24 protein-coding genes are annotated in these 22,247 nt (G+C 70.6%); 6 read left to right on the plus strand and 18 right to left on the minus strand.

Annotated elements, in window-relative coordinates; translation table 11 throughout:
* The first annotated feature begins 230 nt into the window (after positions 1 to 230).
* The gene (locus tag F6J84_RS10220) at positions 231 to 1,070 is read left to right on the plus strand and encodes an AraC family transcriptional regulator (RefSeq protein WP_150973488.1); all 840 of its coding nucleotides are present in this window, start codon (positions 231 to 233) and stop codon (positions 1,068 to 1,070) included.
* On the opposite strand, the gene F6J84_RS10225 is transcribed toward F6J84_RS10220, so the two are convergent.
* From F6J84_RS10225 to F6J84_RS10265, 9 genes are read right to left on the minus strand one after another with little or no spacing between them, the layout of a single operon-like run.
* The gene (locus F6J84_RS10225) at positions 1,067 to 1,579 is read right to left on the minus strand and encodes a Fur family transcriptional regulator (protein ID WP_191905637.1); all 513 of its coding nucleotides are present in this window, start codon (positions 1,577 to 1,579) and stop codon (positions 1,067 to 1,069) included. The genes F6J84_RS10220 and F6J84_RS10225 overlap by 4 nt on opposite strands.
* A 52-nt stretch (positions 1,580 to 1,631) precedes the next feature.
* On the minus strand, positions 1,632 to 2,552 hold the full coding sequence (locus F6J84_RS10230) for an urea transporter (RefSeq protein WP_150973492.1): 921 nt from the start codon (positions 2,550 to 2,552) through the stop codon (positions 1,632 to 1,634).
* Between the two features lie 24 nt (positions 2,553 to 2,576).
* Positions 2,577 to 3,596, minus strand: coding sequence for an urease accessory protein UreD (locus F6J84_RS10235; RefSeq protein WP_202980443.1), 1,020 nt, complete (start codon positions 3,594 to 3,596; stop codon positions 2,577 to 2,579).
* Positions 3,593 to 4,228 (minus strand): urease accessory protein UreG, encoded by a 636-nt coding sequence (gene ureG, locus F6J84_RS10240; protein WP_150895392.1) that lies wholly within the window; start codon positions 4,226 to 4,228, stop codon positions 3,593 to 3,595. Before ureG ends, F6J84_RS10235 begins: the two co-directional genes overlap by 4 nt.
* A gap of 29 nt (positions 4,229 to 4,257) precedes the next feature.
* Positions 4,258 to 4,986, minus strand: a complete 729-nt coding sequence (locus F6J84_RS10245; protein WP_238702457.1) for an urease accessory protein UreF — start codon at positions 4,984 to 4,986, stop codon at positions 4,258 to 4,260.
* Positions 4,983 to 6,707: an urease subunit alpha gene (gene ureC, locus F6J84_RS10250; RefSeq protein WP_150973494.1), complete on the minus strand. Its 1,725-nt coding sequence runs from the start codon at positions 6,705 to 6,707 to the stop codon at positions 4,983 to 4,985. The genes F6J84_RS10245 and ureC overlap by 4 nt, the downstream gene beginning before the upstream one ends.
* 1 nt (position 6,708) lies before the next feature.
* On the minus strand, positions 6,709 to 7,182 hold the full coding sequence (locus F6J84_RS10255) for an urease subunit beta (RefSeq protein WP_150895395.1): 474 nt from the start codon (positions 7,180 to 7,182) through the stop codon (positions 6,709 to 6,711).
* A 22-nt stretch (positions 7,183 to 7,204) separates the two neighbouring features.
* Positions 7,205 to 8,092, minus strand: a complete 888-nt coding sequence (locus tag F6J84_RS10260) for a sirohydrochlorin chelatase family protein (RefSeq protein WP_150973496.1) — start codon at positions 8,090 to 8,092, stop codon at positions 7,205 to 7,207.
* 7 nt (positions 8,093 to 8,099) lie between these two features.
* Positions 8,100 to 8,405 (minus strand): urease subunit gamma, encoded by a 306-nt coding sequence (locus F6J84_RS10265; RefSeq protein ID WP_150895398.1) that lies wholly within the window; start codon positions 8,403 to 8,405, stop codon positions 8,100 to 8,102.
* Positions 8,406 to 8,589: 184 nt separating this feature from the next.
* Here F6J84_RS10265 and F6J84_RS10270 point away from each other — a divergent pair, with 184 nt between their 5' ends.
* Positions 8,590 to 10,008 carry an MFS transporter gene (locus tag F6J84_RS10270; protein ID WP_191905638.1) on the plus strand — a complete coding sequence of 473 codons (1,419 nt, stop codon included), beginning with the start codon at positions 8,590 to 8,592 and terminating at the stop codon, positions 10,006 to 10,008.
* Here F6J84_RS10270 and F6J84_RS10275 read toward each other — a convergent pair whose 3' ends face one another.
* The 7 genes from F6J84_RS10275 to F6J84_RS10305 form a co-directional block, all read right to left on the minus strand.
* Entirely contained in the window at positions 10,009 to 13,464 is a 3,456-nt protein-coding gene (locus tag F6J84_RS10275) for an FUSC family protein (RefSeq protein WP_150973500.1), read from the minus strand.
* 111 nt (positions 13,465 to 13,575) lie between these two features.
* The gene (crcB, locus tag F6J84_RS10280) at positions 13,576 to 13,953 is read right to left on the minus strand and encodes a fluoride efflux transporter CrcB (protein ID WP_150973502.1); all 378 of its coding nucleotides are present in this window, start codon (positions 13,951 to 13,953) and stop codon (positions 13,576 to 13,578) included.
* The gene (locus tag F6J84_RS10285) at positions 13,950 to 14,420 is read right to left on the minus strand and encodes a fluoride efflux transporter FluC (protein WP_150973504.1); all 471 of its coding nucleotides are present in this window, start codon (positions 14,418 to 14,420) and stop codon (positions 13,950 to 13,952) included. Before F6J84_RS10285 ends, crcB begins: the two co-directional genes overlap by 4 nt.
* 43 nt (positions 14,421 to 14,463) lie before the next feature.
* Positions 14,464 to 16,260 (minus strand): YhgE/Pip family protein, encoded by a 1,797-nt coding sequence (locus tag F6J84_RS10290; protein ID WP_238702459.1) that lies wholly within the window; start codon positions 16,258 to 16,260, stop codon positions 14,464 to 14,466.
* A gap of 11 nt (positions 16,261 to 16,271) precedes the next feature.
* Positions 16,272 to 16,928, minus strand: coding sequence for a hypothetical protein (locus F6J84_RS10295; RefSeq protein ID WP_191905639.1), 657 nt, complete (start codon positions 16,926 to 16,928; stop codon positions 16,272 to 16,274).
* A gap of 132 nt (positions 16,929 to 17,060) precedes the next feature.
* A complete protein-coding gene (locus F6J84_RS10300) occupies positions 17,061 to 17,597 on the minus strand; it encodes a dihydrofolate reductase (RefSeq protein WP_150973508.1) in 537 nt (178 codons plus the stop codon).
* Positions 17,594 to 18,403 (minus strand): thymidylate synthase, encoded by an 810-nt coding sequence (locus F6J84_RS10305; protein WP_238702460.1) that lies wholly within the window; start codon positions 18,401 to 18,403, stop codon positions 17,594 to 17,596. Before F6J84_RS10305 ends, F6J84_RS10300 begins: the two co-directional genes overlap by 4 nt.
* 121 nt (positions 18,404 to 18,524) lie before the next feature.
* Between F6J84_RS10305 and F6J84_RS10310 the strand changes: the two genes are divergently transcribed.
* The 4 genes from F6J84_RS10310 (at position 18,525) to F6J84_RS10325 (ending at position 20,947) form a co-directional block, all read left to right on the plus strand.
* Positions 18,525 to 18,959: a thioredoxin family protein gene (locus F6J84_RS10310; RefSeq protein ID WP_150895415.1), complete on the plus strand. Its 435-nt coding sequence runs from the start codon at positions 18,525 to 18,527 to the stop codon at positions 18,957 to 18,959.
* Positions 18,952 to 19,527: a DUF4395 domain-containing protein gene (locus F6J84_RS10315; protein WP_150973512.1), complete on the plus strand. Its 576-nt coding sequence runs from the start codon at positions 18,952 to 18,954 to the stop codon at positions 19,525 to 19,527. The genes F6J84_RS10310 and F6J84_RS10315 overlap by 8 nt, the downstream gene beginning before the upstream one ends.
* A 93-nt stretch (positions 19,528 to 19,620) precedes the next feature.
* Positions 19,621 to 20,046, plus strand: coding sequence for an OsmC family peroxiredoxin (locus F6J84_RS10320; RefSeq protein WP_150973514.1), 426 nt, complete (start codon positions 19,621 to 19,623; stop codon positions 20,044 to 20,046).
* Positions 20,039 to 20,947, plus strand: coding sequence for a TIGR01777 family oxidoreductase (locus tag F6J84_RS10325; RefSeq protein ID WP_150973516.1), 909 nt, complete (start codon positions 20,039 to 20,041; stop codon positions 20,945 to 20,947). The genes F6J84_RS10320 and F6J84_RS10325 overlap by 8 nt, the downstream gene beginning before the upstream one ends.
* 8 nt (positions 20,948 to 20,955) lie before the next feature.
* On the opposite strand, the gene F6J84_RS10330 is transcribed toward F6J84_RS10325, so the two are convergent.
* Entirely contained in the window at positions 20,956 to 21,402 is a 447-nt protein-coding gene (locus F6J84_RS10330) for a tetratricopeptide repeat protein (RefSeq protein WP_150973518.1), read from the minus strand.
* The gene (gene dapB / locus F6J84_RS10335; RefSeq protein ID WP_150973520.1) at positions 21,399 to 22,211 is read right to left on the minus strand and encodes a 4-hydroxy-tetrahydrodipicolinate reductase; all 813 of its coding nucleotides are present in this window, start codon (positions 22,209 to 22,211) and stop codon (positions 21,399 to 21,401) included. Before dapB ends, F6J84_RS10330 begins: the two co-directional genes overlap by 4 nt.
* Positions 22,212 to 22,247: the final 36 nt, after the last annotated feature.

A 22,247-nucleotide genomic window follows, 5' to 3' on the forward strand; every position in this document is an offset into this window, starting at 1 on the left:
CCCTCCTCCGGCCGTCCTGCGACGTGGTCGCAATGCGGCAAATGTAACCCCGAGGGGCACACCCCGCCAGAGGCGCGGAGAACGCGTCACGGATCCGTGTTCCGGTCCTGTCAACCCCTCCGGGAATCGCCGCGTCGGGGTCAGTATCAAGTTCTCATCGGGCACGGACGGACCTTTCGGATGGCACCGCACCGCCTGTGTCGTAGGCGCCAGGACGAGGGAGTGCGCACATGGTGGAATCCGCCCAGGAACGGGAGCCGGGCACCCCGCCGGAGGAGGAGGACGACCCGCAACCGCGGATGCAGCGGCTGCGACTCGGCGCCGTCCTGCTGTTCTCCGCCTACCGGGACGGCGTCCGCGACGAGCCCCCGTCGCCGGTCGTCGACATCACGGATCGGCACTACACGGTGCTCGTGCATGCGACCCGGAACGGTTCGCCGGAGGCGCGCATCGTCTGCGCGGACACGCCCGCTGCGGCACTGTCCAAGACGCCAGGGGCACTTCTCGCCGCTGCCGTGCCGGACCGCCTGCTGCCGCCGCACTCCGGCACCCCCGCGGCCATCGCACTGGAGGACACCGTGCTGGTGCGCGCGTCGCGGGCGATCATCCGGGTGCTCTTCTCCGTGCCCCCCTCCGACGCGACCGGCGAGTCGGCGGCTCCCGCCGAGGACGTCGTGGTCGCGACCGTGCGGGGCATCCTCCGGGAGCAGCGACCGGCGGTGATCCGCGCCGCCGAGGGCGACGAGGTCGATCATCGCGTGTGGACGCTCATCGCCGACCATCACTCCGACCCCAACTTCGATGTGGACGCTATCGCCCGCGAGCTCGCGTTCAGCAGACGCCAGCTCTACCGCCGCGTCTCCGGCGATGAAGGCGTCGCCGGCATCATCGCGCAGCACCGCCTGGCCACGGCGATGCGCCTCATCAGCGAAGACCCGAGCCGGCCACTCGCCGAGGTGGCGTCGCTGGCCGGATTCTCCCGTCTGGCGAACATGCGGGCACTGTTCACGGCACGGGTGGGGATGACGCCGACGAGCTATCGGCAGAGCGTCCTCGGCTACCGGAGCTAGCCGGCCGGACGCCATCCGCCGGGCTTCGCCGGGGGCGCACAGCGCGCGCAGAGCCCGACCAGGGTGGACTGTGCGACATCCAGCCGGAACCCCGTGGCCGCACGGACGCGGGGGACGACCTCCGTCAGCGCGTCGGACGGCAGCACCACGACGTCGCCGCACCGGCGGCAGTACCCGTGCAGATGCTCCCTCCCCTGGCCGGTCGCCGCCAGGTGGTAGCGCGCCGCGCCCCCGGGCGTCTGCCGCTGCGAGACCACGCCGGCGGCAGCGAGCATCTCGAGCGTGCGGTAGACGGTCGCACGGTGCACCTCCCCACCCTCGATCATCCCCGCCACCTCGTCCGCCGTGAGGTGGTCCGGGTGGCCGGCCAGCACCTCGAGCACGACGCGTCGAGGGGTGGTGACACGCTGCCCGCGCTGGCGGAGGGCCGCGACCGCGGCGCGCACCGCGTCCGACCCGCCGGTCGCATGCAGGCGCTCGTGCCGTGCTCCTCCCGCATCCGCGGACATGGGCATCATCCTCGCACCGGCCGCTCCGCAGCGCAGCCCGTGTGCCCCCGGCTCATGGCCGTTTCAGGCCGCTGGCATAGAAGGCCACGATCAGGGCCACCCAGGTGGTCAGGATGTAAGGCCACGTGTAGGTGTCGAGGTCGAGCCGATGGAACAGCACGGTGACCACCGCCGTCACGACGATCCAGGGCAGGGAATAGAGCCATGACCCGGCACTGCTCTTCAGGAACGTCACCGCCAGCGCGATGGCGGTGAGGACACCGGAGTAGTTCGCCAGCCCGTTCGCCAGCTCGCTCCAGGACTCCCCCATGACGATCGCCGTCAGTGACCCGACGAGGCTGCCCATCAGTGCGGCGAGCCCTACTTTCCAGCTCGCGATGAACAGCCCGAGCAGGATGACCGCACCCGCCCACGGGTTGTCGACGAGCACGACCTGGGAGACGTTGGTCAGCAGGGAGAGCAGGAAGGCCGGCAGAGGATCGTCGGGCAGATCCGATGCCGCCGCCTCGACCGCCAGGGGCAGGGTCGACAGGGCGATGATCGTCGCGACGATGACGAACGGCGCCGTCGTGTACGGCAGCTGGAACTTCTTCAACGCGGTCCGGGTGAACAGCGCGTCCACGAGCCAGGTGACCGGCCCGGTCAGGATGCCGCCGGCGAAAGCCAGCACGTAGGACCACCAGTGGTCGCCGCCCAGTGCAGCGAAGACCGCTGCACCCACCAGGGTGCCGCAGAAGGACACCATCCCGGCGGCCACACTCGAGTCGGGGTAACGCACCAGACGACCGCCGAGGATACCGCCGAGGGCACCGATCAAGGCGAGCACGCCCATCCGCCAGTCCGCGATGAAGAAGGCCACCAGGACCAGCAGGCCCGTGACCACGTTCTGCTGGAAGTAGATCTGCGAGGGGCCGTGCACGAGCCCCAGCGCCCAACTGCGCCATCCGGTCGACGAACGTGTCGTGGTGGTCATGTCATCTCCCGGGGATCATGAGCGCTACTTGCGGATCACCGGAGCCGGACGCCCGGTGAGGAGTTCGTGCACGGCGGATGTCGCCGCTCGGTGCAGCGCCGCCGACAGCACCGTGTCGTCGCCGACGAACCGCAGCCAGGCGCCCACGTCACCGGGGAGGATGCTGACGCCGAACCGTTCGGCCCCGTTCCCCTCCGTGATGACGCCCGACGCCGCCCGGTGCAGGGCGTCGGCGATCTCGGCGGCACCCACCAGGGGACTGAACACGTAGAGGCTCGACATGACGTCCCGACCGTGCATGACCGCCGGGCCCCCGGCACGTCCGTCTCGGGGAACCAGTCGCATCCGGTCCACCGCCACGACGGAGCCGTCCGGGCGCCGCACCTCGAAGTCCCCCGCGTATGCCGAGTAGGCATGGCGTTCGCCGCGGCTGAGGCGCCCCGCGTACACGGTCTCCCCCGCCACGAGGGTCGCGCCGGGGTCGAGGGTCACGGCGGTGCGCTGGTAGAAGCGCGCGTCGATGTAGGGGATCACCGGGTCGGGCAGGTACTCGACGTAGGCGCCGTCCGCGATCACGAGGTTCACGAGGGAGGTCGCATAACCGGACTCCATCCGGTACACCTTCGTGTGGGCCTGCGTGGTCACGTGCGCGGATGTCCCGGGCCCGAAGGCGAGGTCCATGCGCTGCCGGTCGTTGTGCAGGATGCCGCCGCCCGCGGTCATCACGTACACGTAGGGCATGTCCGGGCGGTGTTCGTTGTAGTAGAGCGGACGCATGATCTGCAGCGGGGACTTCTGATAGTGGTGCACCACCTCGGTGCGGGCGGCGCTATCCGTCCCCCGCACCGCGAAATCGAGCTCGAGGATGCCCACCTTCCCGGGCGCGCCCACGGGAAGCGAATGCGCCCGCGTGCCGTAGCGCGCCACCTCGACCGGGACCCGCGACGGCTCGAAGTGCGCCGCCTGCAGCCGCGGACCGCCGGGGAACTCCACGGGGACGGACGGGTCGTCCGCGACCGCCTCGTCGAGGGCGGAGGAGGTCACGCGACGCGCTCGCGTTCCGCGCCCGCCCACGCGGCCATGATCTGCGCGAACAGCTCCTCGACGCCGGTGCCGTCCAGCGAGTTCGTCAGGACGACCGGCTTCCCGGAGCGGACCGCGTGGGCGTCGCGTTCCATCACGCCGAGGTCCGTGCGGACGTACTGGGCGATGTCGATCTTGTTGATGACCAGGATGTCGCTCTCGGTTATCCCGGGCCCTCGTTTCCGGGGCATCTTCTCCCCCTCCGAGGTGTCCAGGACGAAGACGAACACGTCCGCGAGGGACGGCGAGAAGGTGAGCGTCAGGTTGTCCCCGCCGGACTCGTAGAGCAGCGTGTCCACGTCCGGGAAGCGCTCGAGCATCTCCTCTCCCGCCGCGAGGTTCATCGTCGGGTCGTCGCGTACCGCCGTGTGCGGGCACGCGCCCGTCTCCACCCCGACCACCCGATCCGGATCCAGGATGCCCGCCAGCTCACGCCGCACGTGGTGGGCGTCCTCCTGCGTGTAGATGTCGTTCGTGATGACCGCAGGGGTCCGGCCGGCCGCGATGAAAATGGGCACGAGTGCCTCGGTGAGCGCAGTCTTGCCGGAGCCCACGGGCCCGCCGATGCCGACCCTCAGGACGTTGTCTGCCATAGTCGTCTGCCTTTCCTTCGTTGTGGGTGTCAGCTGGTGAACAGCCGGGCTTCCGCCCGTTCGTGACCGGCCGACATGATGTCTCCCATCGGGGCGAAACCCCCGATGTCGGCGAGGGGGCGCACGAGCGCGTCCGCGACGACGGTGGCGATCACGGGCTGCATCCGCCGCAGCAACACCTGGGTGCTCCGGTGGTCGGTGAGCCTGAGCCGCAAGCAGGCGCCGGCGAAACTACTCGCGAACGCGAACAGGTCCGAGGCCACCGCCTCGGCGATGGGTACTCCCGTCGCCGCATAGCAGACCGCCGTCACCACCGGCTGGCAACCGGGCACATCGTGCGACTTCACCCTCATCGCCCACCGCGTGATCTCCTCGCCGCCCGGCGTCCCCGCGAACGTCTCAGCGGTGATGTCGGCCAGCTGCCGGCCGCTGCGCACGCTGGCGCGGCGGAGTTCGCCGTTGAGCTTGGACGCGTACAGCACGCGGTCGATGTCGGCGACGCGCTCCCAGTCCCCGGCCGTGGCCGCGCCGTGGGCGCGGGCGAGGGCCGTCGCATCGCCCGGTCCGACGGACGCCACGAGCAGGTCCTCGAGGAGGTCGCCCACCCCGTCCGGGCCGACCAGCTCAGCCTGCCGGAATCCCTCGAGTCCGTGGGACATCGTGTAGAACCCGCTCGGGAACGCCGAGTCGCTGAGCTGCAGACTCACCAGCAGTCGGGTGACAGTCGGATCCTCCATCGCCACGGGGGAATCCGTCACGCCAGGTAGAACAACTGGGTCAGCGGCAGCGACGCGGCCGGATCGATGTGGGCCGGCTCACCGTCCACGGTCACCTTGTAGGTCTCCGGGTCCACGTCGATGACCGGCGTCGCGTTGTTGCGGACCATGTCCTCCTTGCCGATGGAACGGGTTCCCGACACGGGGAGGATGCGGCTCTTCAGCCCGAGCTGTTCCGGAACCCCCTTCGCGATCGACGCCTTCGACATGAACGTCGCACGGGTGGCGTGCAGGGTCTGACCGAGGGCACCGAACATCGGCCGGAAGTACACCGGCTGCGGGGTCGGCAGAGAGGCGTTGGGATCGCCCATCAGCGCCCAGTTGATCAGGCCGCCCTTGACCACCAGCTTCGGCTTGGCGCCGAACGTGTCGATCGGCCACAGCACGATGTCGGCCATCTTGCCGGGCTCGAGCGATCCGATGTGGTCGGAGAGACCGTGGGTGATGGCGGGATTGATCGTCAGCTTGGCCAGGTAGCGCAGCACTCGGAAGTTGTCGTTGTCCTCCGAGTCCTCCGGCAGCTTCCCTCTCTGGTCCTTGCAGTGGTGCGCCGTCTGGAAGGCACGGGCGACCGATTCGCCGATGCGCCCCATCGCCTGCGAGTCCGAGGAGAACATCGAGATGATGCCGAGGTCCTGCAGGACGGTCTCCGCCGAGATCGTCTCGGCCCGCACCCGCGAGTCGGCGAAGGCGACGTCCTCCGGGCTGTCATAGGACAGGTGGTGGCACACCATGACCATGTCCAGCAGCTCGTCCACCGAGTTGACGGTGTACGGCAGCGTGGGGTTGGTCGAGGAGGGCAGCACGTTGCTCTGCCCGGCCATCTTCATGATGTCCGGGGCGTGGCCGCCACCAGCCCCCTCGGTGTGGTAGGTGTGGATCGTCCGGCCGTCGATCGCCGAGATCGTGTGTTCCACGAACCCTGCTTCGTTCAGGCTGTCGGTGTGCACCGCCACCTGGATGTCGTACTCATCGGCGACGCTCAGCGCCTGGCTGAGCGCGGCCGGCGTCGTGCCCCAGTCCTCGTGGACCTTCAGCCCGCCCGCTCCCGCCTCGATCTGCTCGATGAGCGCCTGCGGATGCGACCCGTTGCCCTTGCCGTGGATGCCGACGTTGACGGGGAGCTCATCCCAGGCCTGCAGCATCCGGTGGATGTTCCAGACACCGGGCGTGCAGGTCGTGCCGTTCGTACCGTCCGTGGGGCCCGTCCCACCGCCGAACAGCGTCGTGATGCCGTTGGAGAGAGCGGCGTAGGCCTGCTGCGGGGAGATGAAGTGCACGTGCGGGTCCATCGCGCCGGCCGTGGCGATCAGGTGCTCGCCGGCGATCACCTCGGTGCCGGGACCCACCAGGAGCTTGGGATCGACACCTTTCTGGGTCTGCGGGTTGCCGGACTTGCCGATGCCCACGATGAGACCGTCCTTGACACCGATGTCGGCCTTGACGATGCCGATGACCGCGTCCATCACGATCACGTTCGTGATCACCAGATCGAGGGCGCCCTGCGCCGAGCTGGCGAGCGGGTCCGACGCCATGCCGTCGCGGGCGGACTTCCCGCCGCCGTAGACGACCTCGTCGCCGTAGCTGTCGGCGGCGTAGTCCTTCTCGATCTGGATCACGAGGTTGGTGTCGGCGAGTTGGACCTTGTCGCCCACCGTCGGGCCGAACAGGTCGGTGTACTGCTTGCGGGGGATGACAGCCATGTCACTTGCTCCTCTTCTTCGTCGCGGACCCACTCTTCTTCGGCGCGGCCTTGTCGGGCGTCGACTTCTTGTCGGTGCCCGCCCCGGCCACGGCGTCGGGCGGCCCGTTCTCGTAGTCGCCTTCGGCGAGCAGCCGCATCGCACGGGCCTTCGTGGCCTCGGCGTCGAGTCCGCCGTTGACCAGACCGTTGAACCCCATCAGGCGACGGGCTCCGGCGAACGCCACGAGGCCGATCCGCTTCGTCTCACCGGGCTCGAATCGCACGCCCGTGCCGGCCGGGATGTCCAGGTGCATGCCCCAGGCTTTCTCCCGTTCGAATCGCATGGCGGGATTCACCTCGAAGAAGTGGAAGTGCGATCCGACCTGTATCGGACGGTCCCCCGTGTTGGTGACATCCAGCGTGGCCGAGTCGCGACCGGCGTTGATCTCGACCACATCCTCGCCGTGGTGGTAGTTCGGCTTCCTGTTGACCATGATGTTCCTCCGGATCGGCGTGTCAGATGTGAGGTTCGTGGGATGCGGTGGTGACCGGCTCACGACCGGCGGCGACGAGGCGGGCCTCGCCGTGTCCGTGCGCGTGCACGGTGCCGTCCGCGTGCATGTGGGGCGCGGCGCCGCCGTGCGGATGGTGGTGCCCCGCGGTCGCCTCGAAGGTGTGGGAGTGCGCGTAACCGTGGCCGTGGTCGGCGGCGAGACCCGTGTCGATCCCGTCGTCACCGGCGGCGAGCGCCGCCAGCGCCTCCCGCACCCGGGAACGGATGACGCGGATGACCGCGGCGTCGCTCATGAGCGGGGCCACCTGCTCCACGTCGGCGCCCGGCAGGTGGGCCGCGAACCCCGCCGGCACCGCCACGACCCGCCCGGGAGCCACCCGGCGCACGCGGTCGGCCGCCCGGTCCACCTCCTCGGCGTCATCGGCGATGGCGACATGCACCTCGGGCAGTGCGCCGTTGGCGGCGACGAGGTAGGCGAGCCGGTGGAGCTCGGCTTCGTCGAAGGGGTTCGAACGCGGGGCGATGATCAGCAGCGCGTCGCCGGAATCGCTGGCCCGAGCCCGGTTCGCCGCCGTCCGCAGCCATGCGGTGAGGTGATCGGGCTGTCCGAAGGGCGCGGTCAGCGCCAGCCGGCCGGGGTTCTTGGCGGCGAGCCACCGCAGCGTCTTGGCAGCATCCGCCACCATCGTGGGATTGCGCCCGAAGGTCATGGGGACGACGACGACGGTCTCCCCCGCGGCCAGCGCGTCCGACACGGCCCGGTCCAGGGTGCGGCCGGCGGCGGAGACCTGCGCCGGCGCGTCGAGCAGGCCGGCGAACCGTGTGAGGTCCTCGCCGTCGGCGCTCTCGTGTCCACCCACCAGCACGGTCCGTACGGAGCCCGGCGTCATGATCGGGTCATCCCGCGATCGGGTCGTGGCAGGAGACCAGTTTGCTGCCGTCGGGGAACGTGGCTTCGACCTGCAGCAGCTGGATCCGCTCCCGCACGCCGCCCATGCACTCGTCGGCCGTGACGATCTTCTTGCCCAGTTCCATGCACTCGGCGACGGACTTGCCGTCCCTGGCCCCCTCGAGGATCGCCTCCGTCACGAGAGCCTGAGCCTCGCTCACATTGAGCTTCGTTCCTCGATCCCGACGGCGGCGGGCGATCTCCGCCACCTGGTAGACGTACAGCTTGTCGATCTCACGCGGAGAGAGGTCCATGGCGGCTCCTGCATCGTCGGCGGTGGGTCGCACCGATCCGGTACGGCCCCTTTCGACGAAAGACTGGCACGCCTTCCCCGAAGCAGCCATGACTCCGCGCGATGCGACACCAACCCGTACCCGAGGGCACAGATCCGAGGGCGCTGTCGCGACGGAGTCGCATCAGCGACATGTCATCCGGAGCATGGCTAGAGTCGTCCCCCACACCGCGAAGGAGGGACGCGTCATGGTCAAGAACGCGACGAACATCTCACTCACGTTCGTCTGCTGTCTCTCGCAGTTCCTGCACAACGTCTACGGCAGCGCCATCAACATGGCGTTGCCGGCCATATCGAAGGACCTCGGCGCGGGCGTGGAATCCCTGCAGTGGCTGGTGAGCGCCTACATCATCGCGCTGGCGAGCATGCTGACCTTCGCCGGCACCCTCGCGGATCGTTGGGGCCGCAAGCGCGTGCTGGCGCTGGGCAATCTCGTCATGGTGATCGGAGCGGTGGTGTGCGCCCTGAGCGACGCGGTGCCCTGGCTCATCGTGGGACGGGTCATCCAGGGCATCGGCAGCGCCCTGATCGCGCCGGCCGGACTCTCCCTGCTCACGGCGGCCTTCCCCCAGGTGTCCGCGAAGGCCGTCGCGGTGATGTGGTGGACGACTGTCGGCACGGCGTCGCTGGCCGCCGGGCCGATCCTCGGCGGTCTGCTGGTGCGCGACTTCGGCTGGCAGTCGATCTTCTGGGCCGGGGTCCCGCTCGGCCTCCTCGCGCTGGTACTCGGCGTCGTTCTCCTGCGCGAGTCCCGCTCTGATGCGCCGGACCCGTTCGACCCGCTCGGTCAGCTCCTGCTGACCGTCCTGCTGGCCACGCTCGCCTTCACCCTCATCGAGGGGGTGCATCTGGGCTGGACCTCCCCGGCCGTCCTGGTCTGCGCGTGCGCCGCCGTCGTGTCGCTCGTAATGCTCGTGCCCGTCGAGCTCCGGAAGAAGTACCCGCTGATCCCGGTGCGCCTGTTCCGGCGAGCCTCCTTCTCGACAGGGCTCGTCACCGCGGTGCTCGGTTACCTCGCCCTCGCCGCCCTGCTGTTCCTGAACACGTTCTACCTGCAGGCCGAACGTGGCCTCGACGCGTCGTCCGCCGGCCTCATGACCCTCCCGCTGGCCGGTGGGGCGACGGCCTCGGCGTTGCTGGCGGCACGATTCGTCGAGAAGAACCGATCGCGTCTTGCGCTGCTGATCAGCGGCGCGCTGATGACGGTGGGCGCGGTCGCGCTCTGGGCGACCGAGTCCGCTCCCCTGTGGACGGTGATCCTCCCCTATCTCGTGTTCGGCTTCGGCTTCGGGCTCATCGCCGATCCGGTCAGCGTCACCGCACTGTCGTCGCTGCCCCCCGAAGAGGCAGGGCTCGCATCGAGCCTCATCTCCACCTCGAAGCAGGTGGGACAGATGCTCGGCATCGCGCTCGCCGGCACGCTCCTGGCCGCCGCGGCAGGGACGAGTGAGGCGACCGAATTCACGGAGATGGGTGGGTGGGTCTGGGCTCTGCTCGTCTCCGCGGGCCTCGCGATCGTCGCGCTGAACATCCGCAGACGGAAGGCCCGGGCCGCCCGCACCTGATCAGGCCCGCGCGTCCGCGCCCCCGGCATCCCGCCCCGTCTGTGCCGTCGCGACGCCCCCGTTGGTCATGGACGCCACCGTCCCCGGCGCCACAGCGTCCAGGAGCGCCAGGAGGGTCTGGTTGAGTCGCAGGACCTGCAGGATCATCGTCCGCTCGAACTCGGTAGCCGAAGGGTCCTCTCCGACCTCGGGGAGGACATGCACCCGCTGCGGCAGAGAACCGGAGAGGACGGCGCGGACGGCCTCGAAGTTCTCCGACGTCGCAACCGACAGATCCCGCCACCGTGCCGCGCTCGAGGAGTCCCCGGCGAACCTGCGCAACAGACGCATGGCATGGCCCTCGTAGTCCAGCAGCGCCCACAGGCACGTCAGTTGCGCCTCGATGCCGCTCGCCTGGAGAGAGCCGGGATTGCGCTGGATGGGGCGGGAGAGCTTCTCGACGTCGCCCAGCTTGGCGTCGAGTTCCCGCACCGCGCGGGAGAGCTCCTGGTCGGTCGGCGTCGGCGCGCCGAGTACCCGGGAGAACACGTCGTTCGAGAGCGCCGCCGCCGTGTCGACCACTCCAGCCATGCCCTTGAGCACGCGCGTGCGTGTGCGGGTCGGGAGGACGATCGCCGAGACCACGACGGCGACGACCGCTCCGATCGCCGTCTCGGCGAGGCGGATCTCGATGGTCTCCACGTTCAGCCTGCCGAGCACGTCGTAGACGGTCGCCAGCAGAAGCGTCATCCAGAAGGCCGTCCACGCCGGGGACACCGATCTGATGAACGACATCACGAATGCGCTGAGGATGAGCAGCGGGATGGCGACCGCGGGGTCGTGCCCCGCGACGACCGCGAGGGTGAACGCCACCCCGGAACCGGCGATCGTGGCGACGATGCGTTGAAACCCCTTGGACCGGGTCTCGGCGTCGGAGCCGCTGAGCACCTGGAAGGCGGGCATCGCCGCCCAGTACTGATGACTGGTGGAGACGAACCCGCCGAGGAACAGTGCCAGCCCCGTCGAGACGGCGGCCTGCACGGCCTGCTTGTCGGCTGTCCTGGCCGCCGCCCGCCGTGCGTCGGCCGAAGGCGCCGGTCCCCTCCCCGCGGTCGGCGGATGGGACGTCTCGGCCATGGCGTGGGTCTCGACCTCCTCCGCGACCTGCACATCGTGCAACCTGCTGATGGCCGCCCGGAGCTCCCCGATGCTGCCGAGGATCCGTCGCGCTTCCCGCGGCCACTCCGCCGGCGGTCCCGAGCGGGCGGGATCGGGAGCGGTCGACGGCTCGTCGCTCCGGGCGTCGTGCGCCGCGGCGGATCCGACGGCCGGCCCGGGGCCGGTCCGCGTAGCGGCCCGATAGGAGTCGATCCGCTCCTGCACCTCCAGGAGATCCGCCGCCAGACGTGCCCTCTGCTGCACGGTGACGGCGATGCTGAAGGTGGCGGGGAGCATCGTGATCAGGCTCTGCGTGGCCAGCTGGAGATCGAACACCCGCACCCGCAGTGCCCGTGCCCGGGAGGCGGGCATGCCGCGGACCTCGTCCCCGTCCAGATTCCCGCTGACGGATGTCGCCGTCTGCAGCAGTGCCGCCTCCTCCGTCCGGAGCGTCCGGACGAGACGGGCGTCACGGCGTCCGCTCGAGACGAGATCGACCATCGTGTCCACGAGGAGGAAGACGCGCTCGTACAACGCGTCTATCCCCGCGTCTATCTGCCGCCGGACGCTCGGCCCCGGCACGAGGGCGACGATCCAGCTGCATGCCAGTCCCACCGTCGCCGCCAGAAGCACACTCGGCAGGTCGGCGATCCCGAGCCCCAGGAGACGGGCGATGTAGTAGGTCAGGAACGCGAGCTGGCCGAGCCCGCCGACGGCCGGCCCGAATCTGCGCACCCAGGTCGCGAGGGCAGCGATCGCCGCGAGCTCGAAGATCGCCAGGACCGGCTCGCGGGGAAGCAACACCCCGAGCGCCGCGCCGATGAGCGCCGGGACGACGGTGAGACCGTTCGACCACCAGGCACGTTTACGACCTCCCGTGCTCGCCGCGGCCGTGGCGAACAGGGACACGAGGCCGGCGAAGACCGCGGCGGCGGAAACGTCCCGCCCGGCGAGGGCGGCGAGGGGGATGACGATCAGGACGGCGGCCACCACCGCGATCAGTGACCGCATGGCGGCGATGAACCGGACCTGCCCCGGGTCGATGAGGAGATGACGGCGCCGCAGCCACCGGACGAGCGCGTTCCGCTGCGGACGGCTGCGTTGCGCGCCCGGCGGAGGGGTGACGTCGGCCGGAAGTGTCGCCGCATCCACCGGACCGAGCGGGATGCCGTCGGGAGAGGTGACGATCTCGTGGTAGATCGGCTGATAGTCCAGGTCCTGACTCACCGCGGTGACGAACGTGCGCGACCGGACCTCGAAGGGCAGCCACTGGGTATAGCGCCGGTACGCCTCCGCGGGCTCGGTCGCCGCCGCCGAGTGCGTCAATTCCGCCATCCGCCGGTCGATCGCCAGGAATCGCAGGACCCACGGGTCCGACAGCGCCCGCGATCCGGCGCTGCCGAACGCCGCGACGGCCTCCGCGAACTCGGATGCCGACACCGGCGAGCGCAGCGTCGGCTCAGGAAGACCGAACGTACGCTGCATCCGCAGCCGGAGGTCCTCGTAGAGCTCCATCAGGCGCGCGAGGTTCGGTTCCTTCCCGGGATCGCTCCCCTCCGGCAGCCCCCATCGCAGCGCTCCGATGACCCCGCCGGTCATGGCCAGCGCGAAGGGCAGCGAGAACTGGTCGCGGCCGCTCTGGAAGTAGTAGGCCGCCCGGTTCTGCGAGAGACCGTCCGCATAGGACCCCATCGAGTCCACGATCGCCCCCAGCTGACCGTCCAGTCCGCGGGAGACGCCGTCGGGGAAGAACGGGGCGAGGGTCTCGACGGGATCGCCGATCCCGCGTCCCACGGTGAAGAAGTTCCCGCAGAAGGAGCGCAGCGACTGGATGACGCCGTACACGCTGCCGAGGAAGGTGATGATGAACGACAGCAGCACGATGCTGACCATCGCCTCGCTCACCGTCAGCAGATCGAGCACCGCGACGGCCGGGGAGATGTTGTCGACGCCGACGGTGGCGAACTGCCCGACGCTCAGATAGAACGCACCCCAGAAGTCCCGCTCCACCCCCGGGGATATCTGGAACGCATCGGTGTGGCCCATGGCGCCCAGATACATCAGGGCGTACCCGAGGATGATCCCGAGCAGCCACCAGAAGATGGTGGTCAACAGCAGGACGCCCGTCACCTGCCGCAGCACGAGCGGCCGCCACCGCCGGTCGACGCGGCGCGTGATCGCACGGAGCACGAGCCATTGGCCCCGGACGATCTTGTCGACGAACAGGCCCCCCTCGTCGTAGTTGAGGACGGCGAGGAAGGTGTCCAGGAGGGTGAGCAGCAGGACGAGCGCTCCGAGCACGATCCAGACCGCGTCCATGCCGCAAACCTAGGAGGGCGGCCCGGTCCCGTCGCGGGGATGCGTTCGGTACGGCACGGATCCGTCGCTGACACGTCGCCGGAACGCGGCTGCGCCCTGCTGCCCTGTGCTTCACACGGCTCGGCCCAGCAGCAGCCCGAGCAGAGCGAGCACGACGGTGACCACGATCATCCCGATGGCGTTCCACAGCGCCCGGCCGTAGGTGCGCTTCTGCAGCATGTGCACCGTGTCGACCATCGCGGTGCTGAACGTCGTGTATCCGCCCATGACGCCGCCCCCGATGATGAACAGCCAGGCGGAGTCCAGCACGGAGGAGTCCGACAGACCGGTGAGGAACCCGAGGATCAGCGAGCCCGTGCTGTTGATGATGAACGTGCCCCACGGATAGCCGTTGTGGACCCGCCGCATGATGAGCCCGTCCAGGATGAACCGGAGGGATGCGCCGATGCCACCACCGAGCACCGCGAGGAGGAACACGCCGGCGTTCATGCGGCGGCCCTGCCGGTCGATGCGGGACGGGACAGCGCGCCGCCGAGCAGCACGCCGAGGAACGCGGTCAGGATGCCCCCGATGACGCTGCCGAGCCCGTACGCCGTCGCGATCCCCGCGTGCGTCTCGTAGAGCGTCGCGGTGTCGGTCGCCAGCGAGCTGTAGGTGGTGAAGCCGCCCATCATCCCCGTCCCGGCGAAAAGCCGCAGATCACGCCGTCCGGGCGTCTCCGGTGTGCGGGCGGCGAGCGCGGTCAGCAGGAATCCCAGGATGAACGCGCCGAGGAGGTTGACGATCAGGACCGCCCAGGGCACCCCGCCGTCGGACGGCATCGCGAGCGAGAGCCCTTCGCGCCCGGCGGTGCCGATCGCGCCGCCCAGCAGGACGTAGAGGATCAGTCGTGGCTGGGCGTAGGCGGGTTTCGGATTCGGCTGCGCGCTGTCGCGCGCGTGTTCGACGGAGGTCATCGATCGTCCCTTCTGTTCTGCGGCGCAGCCGCGATGGACCCGGTCATTGCAGGATGCTCGGCTGGAGATCACGCAGCGTGAGGAATCGTGTCATGCGGGAGACCCCCGCGGCCGTCGCGATGGCGGCGACCATCGCCCACGCCAGGACGACACCCATGTCGGTCCAGACCCGTGACAGGTCTCCCCCGTACATGACCTGACGCAGGGCGTCGACGACGAAGCCCATGGGGAGCACCTCGTGCAGTGCCGCGAGCGGGGCGGGCAACGTCTGCCAGGGGAACGTACCGCCCGCGGTGACCAGTTGCAGCACCATGAGGACGAGTCCGAGGAACTGACCGACCGCCCCGAGCCAGACGTTCAGCGCGAGGATGATCCACGTGTAGCACGCGGACGCGAACACCAGCAGGCCCAGCACCGCTACCGGGTTGGCGAACCGGAACCCGAGCGCCACCGCAAGCACCGCGAACAGCCCCAGCATCTGCACGGCGCCGAGCAGTGCGGGGGTCAGCCATCCCGCGATCGTCACCCGCACGGGGGCGTCCATCGCCGTGAGCGCTCGCCGGGAGACCGGCTTCACGATCAGGAAGAGGGCGTAGATGCCGATCCAGGCGGCGAGCGCCGCGAAGAACGGTGCGAGTCCCGCCCCGTAGTTCTGCGCCTGCGCCAGGGCGCTCGTCTCGATGCGGACCGGGTCGGCCAGCATCGCGCTCTGCGCGCGCCGGGTTTCCAGGGTGCTGTCCGGGACCTCGCCGACGCCGTCCTCCAGACCCGTCGTGAGTTCGCCCGCCCCGGAGGACAGTTCCCCGATCCCGGCGCCGAGCTGGTCCAGTCCGCCCACCAGCTGCTGCGCACCGCTCGAGGCCGATTCCAGTCCGGATGACAGTTCCCCGGCACCAGAGGCCACCTCGCCCGCGCCGGCGGCCAGACGGTCGATCCGGCCCACGGCGTTCTGCAGGCGCGCGTCGACGGCGCGGATGCGCTCGCCCACCGGAGCCAGGGAGGCGAGGACCTGGTCGATCTGGGGTTGGCTGAGCCCCGCGTCCGTCAGCACCTGCGCGATGTCCGACTGCAGACGGGGCAGGTCGGCCGTCGCCGCGGCGGCGATGGCGCCGGCCTCGTCGGCGATGCGGTCGATCTCCCGGACTCCGCCGGCCACCTGCTGGGAGCCGGAGGACAGCGTCTGCGCGCCGTCCCGCAGCCGGACCGTGCCGTCCGCGAGTTCCTGCGCGCCGGTTCGGAGTTCCCCCACCCCGGTGCCGGCCGTCGCCAGTCCGTCGGAGATCTGGGCGGCACCCGATGCGGCCTCCACGAGCTTGACGCGGATCTCGGCGAGCCCGTCCAGCACCGCGCCGGCCGCCGCATCCACGACCTTCCGCGCGATGACCGTCTGCACCCGCTGCACGGCCTGCGATCCGATCGTCGAGGCGAGGTAGTTGTTCGCGTCGTTGGTACGCAGCTCGATGAGTCCCTGGCGCGGGTCCGCGCCGGTGAGGGAGGCGATGGAGGCGGAGAAGTCCTTGGGGATGACGATCGCGAACTCGTACCGCCCGTCGACGAGCCCGGTCTCCGCCTTCTTCTGACCGGCCTCGCTCCAGGCGAAGGTCTTGCTGTTGAGCAGTTCCTGCGCGATCTCGTCCCCCAGATTCCGCTGGGTCCCCTCGATCTCGGCGCCGTCGTCGTTCACCACCACGACGGCGGGGATCCCCCCCAGCCGGTCGTACGGGTCCTGGTTCGCCCAGAGGTAGAAGCCGCCGTAGAGGATGGGTACGCACAGGAGCGCCAGCAGCGCGACCGCGGACAGCGGTGTGGAGACGAGCCGGCGCAGCTCCGCTGCGCTCATCCGCGAGATCTTCACGGCGCCGTCCCTTCCACGGGGAGCTCCGCGGTGGGATCGGCCGGCACATCCGGCCCCACGCCGGTGACCGGTCCCAGCACGAGACGCGACGCCTCGCCGGCGATCATGAGGACCGCGAAGCCACGGTCCGCGAAGTCGCTTCCGAGCGCCCACCAGACCCGTGGATCCCCGCCATGCCGGTCCGGGGAGACCACCACCAGCCCCTCGACATCACCGCGGAGCACGGCCAGCTCGCACAGCATCCGGATCCGGCGCGCGGGATCGAGGTTGCTGACCGGCAGATGCGCCGCATCCGCCATGCCCAGACGGCCGAGCCACTTGCGGGCGCGCGAGCGGCCCGCGCGCCGACCGGCGAACATGAGCTCCTCCCCGACGACGCCGGAGACGGCGACGTTGGGCTCCGGGGCGGAGATGTCCGGGGCATCGACCAGGGCGATGCGGCGGCGCATCTGAGCCGGATCGACCTCGCCGTCGATCAGGACCTGTCCACTGTCCGGACGCATCCGGCCGGAGGCCAGGAGGCCGAGGACGCTCGGCCTCTGCTCGGTCTCCGCGAATCCGAGGGTGGCACGCCCGGTCTCGAACACGAGGGTGGTCGCCGGGAGCACGTCCTTGCCCTCGGCCTTGCCTACGACGTCGAGCCGGACGCGCACGCGGTCACCGGTGCCCGGGCATCATCGGCCTTCGCAGACCTGGGTCACGAGGGCTGCCATGTCGGTTCCCTCCAGCGGTCGACGCGTCACCGTCCCCACTATCGTCGCGGGGGGTGCCGCCCACAAGATGCCTCAGGTCCCGGTCTGCGTGCTTCCCCTCGCCGGCCGCTCCAGTCGCAGGAAGCGGTACCGCGTGCCCGACCGCGACGTCGCCCAGCCCTCGCGAGGCTGGGCATCCACCACCGACCATCCGCTTCGATCCGGCGCGAACGTGTCCCCGGCGACCTCGACGTCGAGCTCGGTGACCTCCAGCCGGTCCGCGAGGGCGATGACGGCACGGAAGATCTCTCCCCCGCCGATCACCCACACCCGTCCGGCGGTGTCGCCGCTGGTCGCCTCGCGCAGCGCGGCATCCAGCGAGGAGGCGGGTTCGGCTCCGGGCGCCGACCACTCGTCGTTGCGGGTGACCACGATGTTGCGTCGCCCGGGCAACGGACGGAAGGCATCCGGCAGCGAGGCCCAGGTCTTCCTGCCCATGATGACCGTCGCACCCGCCGTGACCTCTTTGAAGTGCGCCAGGTCCTCCGGCACGTACCAGGGCATGCCGCCCTCCGCACCGATCACACCGCCGGCGGCCTCCGCCCAGATCAGTCCGATGCCGGCCGTCATACTGCGACCGCGCCCCGGATCGCCGGGTGGTGCCGGTAATCCTCCAGGACGAAGTCCTCGTAGGCGTAGTCGAAGATCGACTCGGGGGTCCGGGCGAACCGCAGGGTGGGGTACGGGTACGGCTCCCGCGTCAGCTGCTCCCGGACCTGCTCACGGTGGTTGTCGTAGATGTGGCAGTCCCCGCCGGTCCAGACGAAGTCGCCCGGTTCGAGTCCGGTCTGCTGGGCGACCATGAGGGTGAGCAGGGCGTAGGAGGCGATGTTGAACGGCACACCGAGGAACAGGTCGGCGCTGCGCTGGTACAGCTGGCAGGACAGCTTCCCGTCCGCGACGTAGAACTGGAACATGGCATGGCACGGTGCCAGCGCCATATCCGGGATGTCGCCCGGGTTCCACGCGGAGACCAGGAGACGCCGGGAGTCCGGGTTCGTGCGGATCTGGTCGAGCACGAGGGCGATCTGATCGATGTGCTCCCCGCCGGGCGTCGGCCACGACCGCCACTGCACGCCGTACACCGGACCGAGCTCGCCGTCGGCGTCCGCCCATTCGTCCCAGATCGTCACACCGTGCTCCTGCAGCCAGCGCACGTTCGACTCCCCGCGCAGGAACCACAGGAGCTCGTAGGCGATGGAGGCGAAGTGGACGCGCTTCGTGGTGATCAGCGGGAACCCCTGGGAGAGGTCGAACCGGAGCTGACGGCCGAACACACTGGTGGTGCCGGTGCCCGTCCGGTCGTCTTTGTGGGTGCCGTGCTCCAGCACGTCGCGCAGGAGGTCCTCGTACGGGGTGGGGATCGGCTTCGTCACGGCTGCCACGATACCGGGGACCTCCCCCCGGACACGTCGCCGCACCGGGCGACCGCCTCCGGAGCGGGGATGTCCGTTCCATCGGCCGTCACGGCCCCGCATCCGACTAGCCTGGGTTGTCGTGGACCTCCTGACCGCCGCCGCCGTGCTCACCGCACTGCTGGTGACGACCCTCGGCGCCGGGCTCCTGCTGCGGTGGCGCCAGAACCGCCCCCGCCGGGTGGATCCGGCCGAACCGGTCGACCCCGTGCGTCTGGGCGCCGCGGTCCTCGGCGAGGAGGCCACCCTGCTGCAGTTCAGCACCGAGCTCTGCTCCCGCTGTCCCGGGGTCCACCGCACACTCGCCGACGTGGCCGCTTCCCACCCGGGCGTCCTCCACCTCGACGTCGATCTGACGCATCGTCCCGACATCGCCCGGCACTTCCACATCCTGCAGACCCCGACGACCCTTCTGCTGGACGGTCGCGGCATCGTCCGCACGCGGTTCGGCGGCGCGCCCAACCGCGAGGTCCTGGAGCTGGAGCTGGCCCGCATCCGGGAGGACGCGCATGTCTGAAGCGGCCGCGGCGCGGATCGACGTCCGTGGACCACGATTCGCCGCCGCCGTGACGGCGGTGCTCCTGCTCACAGCGACGTTCCTCGGGCTCACCGGCCTGTCCACCGCGCGGTCCTTCGGATGGTTCGCCTACCAGCCTCTGGCCGCCGCATCCTTCCCCGCGGACGGTGCGAGCTGGGCGCTGCCCTCCGCGTCGCCGGCGGAGCGGCTGCTCGATCCCGCGTTCCTCCTGCTCGCTCTGATCGCGGCGCTCTTCCTCTGGGGCGTGCTGTCGCCGCGGACCGCGCCGTGGGGCGTGTTCTTCCGCCGCTGGATACAGCCGCACCTGCGCCCGGCGACGGCGTTCGAGGATGCGCGGCCACCGCGTTTCGCGCAGGGCGTCGGCCTCGTCGTCACCGCGACCGGTCTCGTGCTGCATCTGGTCGGCGTGCCCTGGGCGCTTCCGGTCGCCGCCGCGCTCGCCTTCGTCGCGGCCGCGCTGAACGCCGTCTTCGGGCTCTGCCTCGGATGCCGGATCTACCTGCTGCTGCAGCGCGCCGGTCTCGTGGGGCGGCGCCGCGCCGTCTGAGGCGGGGACGCTGTCAAGGCGTCGCGGCCGCCCGGACGGCCCGTTAGCCTGACGGAGGGGCCGAGGTGCGGCCGTGACCGAAAGGAGCGCGCCATGAGCGTGACGAGCGAAGCGACGACGAGCTGGGCGGGAAGCCTCACCGACGGGTCCGGGCAGGTGGCACTCGAGTCCTCCAATCAGGGCCCGCTGGCCGTGAACTGGAAGGCCCGCAGCGAGGGATCGACCTCCGTGACCACGCCCGAGGAGCTGCTGGCGGCCTCGCACTCGGCCTGTTTCAGCATGGCGCTCTCGCACGCGCTGTCCCAGAACGGCACCCCGCCGGAGAGCGTGGAGACGACCGCGTCCGTCACCTTCATCCCCGGCACCGGGATCACCGGCAGCCACCTGAACGTCAACGCGACCGTCCCGGGCCTGTCGGCCGAGGACTTCGCCCGCCTCGCGGACGAGGCCAAGACCGGTTGCCCGGTCTCCCAGGCGCTGGCGGGCATCGAGATCACCCTCGAGGCCACGCTTGCCTGAACCCCGCCGCGTCGTCGTCGCGGGCGCCTCGGGCCTCATCGGCCAGGCGCTCGCGGCGTCGCTGCGGGCGGACGGCGTCGAGGTCGTCCCCCTCGTGCGCCGGCCCGCACGCGATGCGGGCGAGATCGAGTGGCTCACCGACGCCCGCCCGCTGGATCCGGCGGTCCTCGCCGGCGCGGACGCCGTCGTCGGGCTGAACGGTGCGAGCGTGGGGCGCTTCCCCTGGACGGCGTCCTACCGCAGCCGCCTGCTGTGGTCCCGGCTCACTCCGACCCGGACCCTCGCGACCGCGATCCGCGAGCTGGGCGAGGACGCCCCGGCGTTCGTCTCCGCATCCGCCGTGGGCTACTACGGATCGGAACCCGGGAAGGTGCTCACCGAGTCGGCGCCCGCCGGAGCCACGTTCCTCGCCGACCTCTGCCGGCGCTGGGAGCACGCGGCCATGGACGCCGGGACGCATGCCCGGATCGCCCTCCTGCGCACCGCACCCGTCGTGCACCCGCGCGGAGTGCTCGCCCCGCTGATGCTGCTCACCCGGTTCGGACTGTCGGGACCGATCGGCCGCGGGACCCAGGTGTGGCCCTGGATCAGCCTGGACGACGAGGTCGCGGCGATCCGGCACGTCCTGGCGACGGACATCTCCGGTCCCGTGAACCTGACCGGACCGACACGGGCGACGGCGAACGATCTGGGCTTCGCGCTCGCCCGCCGGATGAACCGGCCCTACGTCGTGCGCGCACCCGCGTGGGCGCTGCGTGCCCTGCTCGGCCGGGACGCCACCGAGGCCCTCCTCACGAACGATCAGGATGTGCGTCCCGAGGTGCTGGAGCGCACGGGCTTCCGGTTCACCCACACCTCGGTGGAGGATGCGGTCGACGCCGCCGTCCCCGCATCCGGCTGACGCGTGCGTCAGGCCTTGGCGTCGCGCTCGAGCCGGATGGCGGTGCGCACCGCCGCGCGCGCACGCTTGCGGTCGCCGGACCCGTCGTAGGCCAGTCCGAGCCGGTACCAGGCGCGCCAGTCCTCGGGGGACCGTTCGACCGCCTCGCGGTAGGCCGGGAAGACGGCGTCCGCCTCCTCCCGCAGCACCCGGCCGCTGGGCCGCGCGGCCAGTTCCTCCTCGGGGAGGGCGTGCTCGGATTCCAGGCGCCGGCCGAGCGCGGCTGCGCGCACCCCGAACCAGAGCTCCCGGGATATCCCCCACACCGCGATGATCGGCAGGATGACGAGCGCGGCACCCATCGCGATCCCGACCGGTTCGCCGCTGGTCAGCAGGAGCCAGGCGCGCTGGCCGACGAGCACCGCGTAGAGCACGAAGGCCGCGGTCATCACCGCGACGCCGATGCGCGCGTTCATGACTCCGTGACGCGGGCGACCTGTCCGGGCACCTGGTCGTCCATCGGGGGCTCCGCCGGCTGACCGTCCGGGATGCGGATGCCGATGTCGAGGAAGCTGTCGAGGCCCACATGCACTCCCCGCGCATCACGAGCGGCGGCGAGGGCCAGCCGGATGCCGGGCGCATAGGCCAGCGCCGGGTCGATGGTGTCGTGCACGATCGACAGCGACTCCCCCGGCCCGGACAGCACGACTTCCTGGCGCGCGACGACGCCGGGGCGCCGCAGCGAATGCACCGGGACGCTGGCGACCTGCTGCCCCCGCGCCCGCTGGTCCACGTGCGGGGCGACGACCGGTCCCACCCCCGCGCGGGCGGCGGCGATGAGCTCGGCGGTGCGCACTGCCGTGCCGCTCGGGGAATCGATCTTGGTCTCCCGGTGCGCCTCGATGATCTCGATGGAGGCGAAGAACGGGGCCGCGGCCGCGGACAGCGCCGTGCCCATGACGGAGCCGAGGGAGAAGTTCGGGACGAAGACCGCCCCGGTCCCCGACGCCGCGACGAGGGGGCGGACGAGCGCGATCCGCTCCGCCGACCACCCGCTCGTGCCCACCAGCACATTGACGCCGTGCTCGATGGCGGCGCGGACGACCTCCAGGGACACGGCCGGCGTGGAGGCGTCCACGACCAGATCGGCCTCGCCGATGGCGCTCAGATCGTCTCGGGACGAGAGCGACGCGACGACCTCGAAGCCGTCCTCGGCCTCGGTCACGGCGCGGATCACCGCCCCGAGCTTGCCGGTCCCGCCCACGATGGCCACGCGCGTCGTCATGGGATCCAGCCTAGGCGCACCCGGATAGGCTCGGTG

This window comes from Microbacterium caowuchunii (assembly GCF_008727755.1).
Classification (GTDB): Bacteria; Actinomycetota; Actinomycetes; order Actinomycetales; family Microbacteriaceae; genus Microbacterium; species Microbacterium caowuchunii.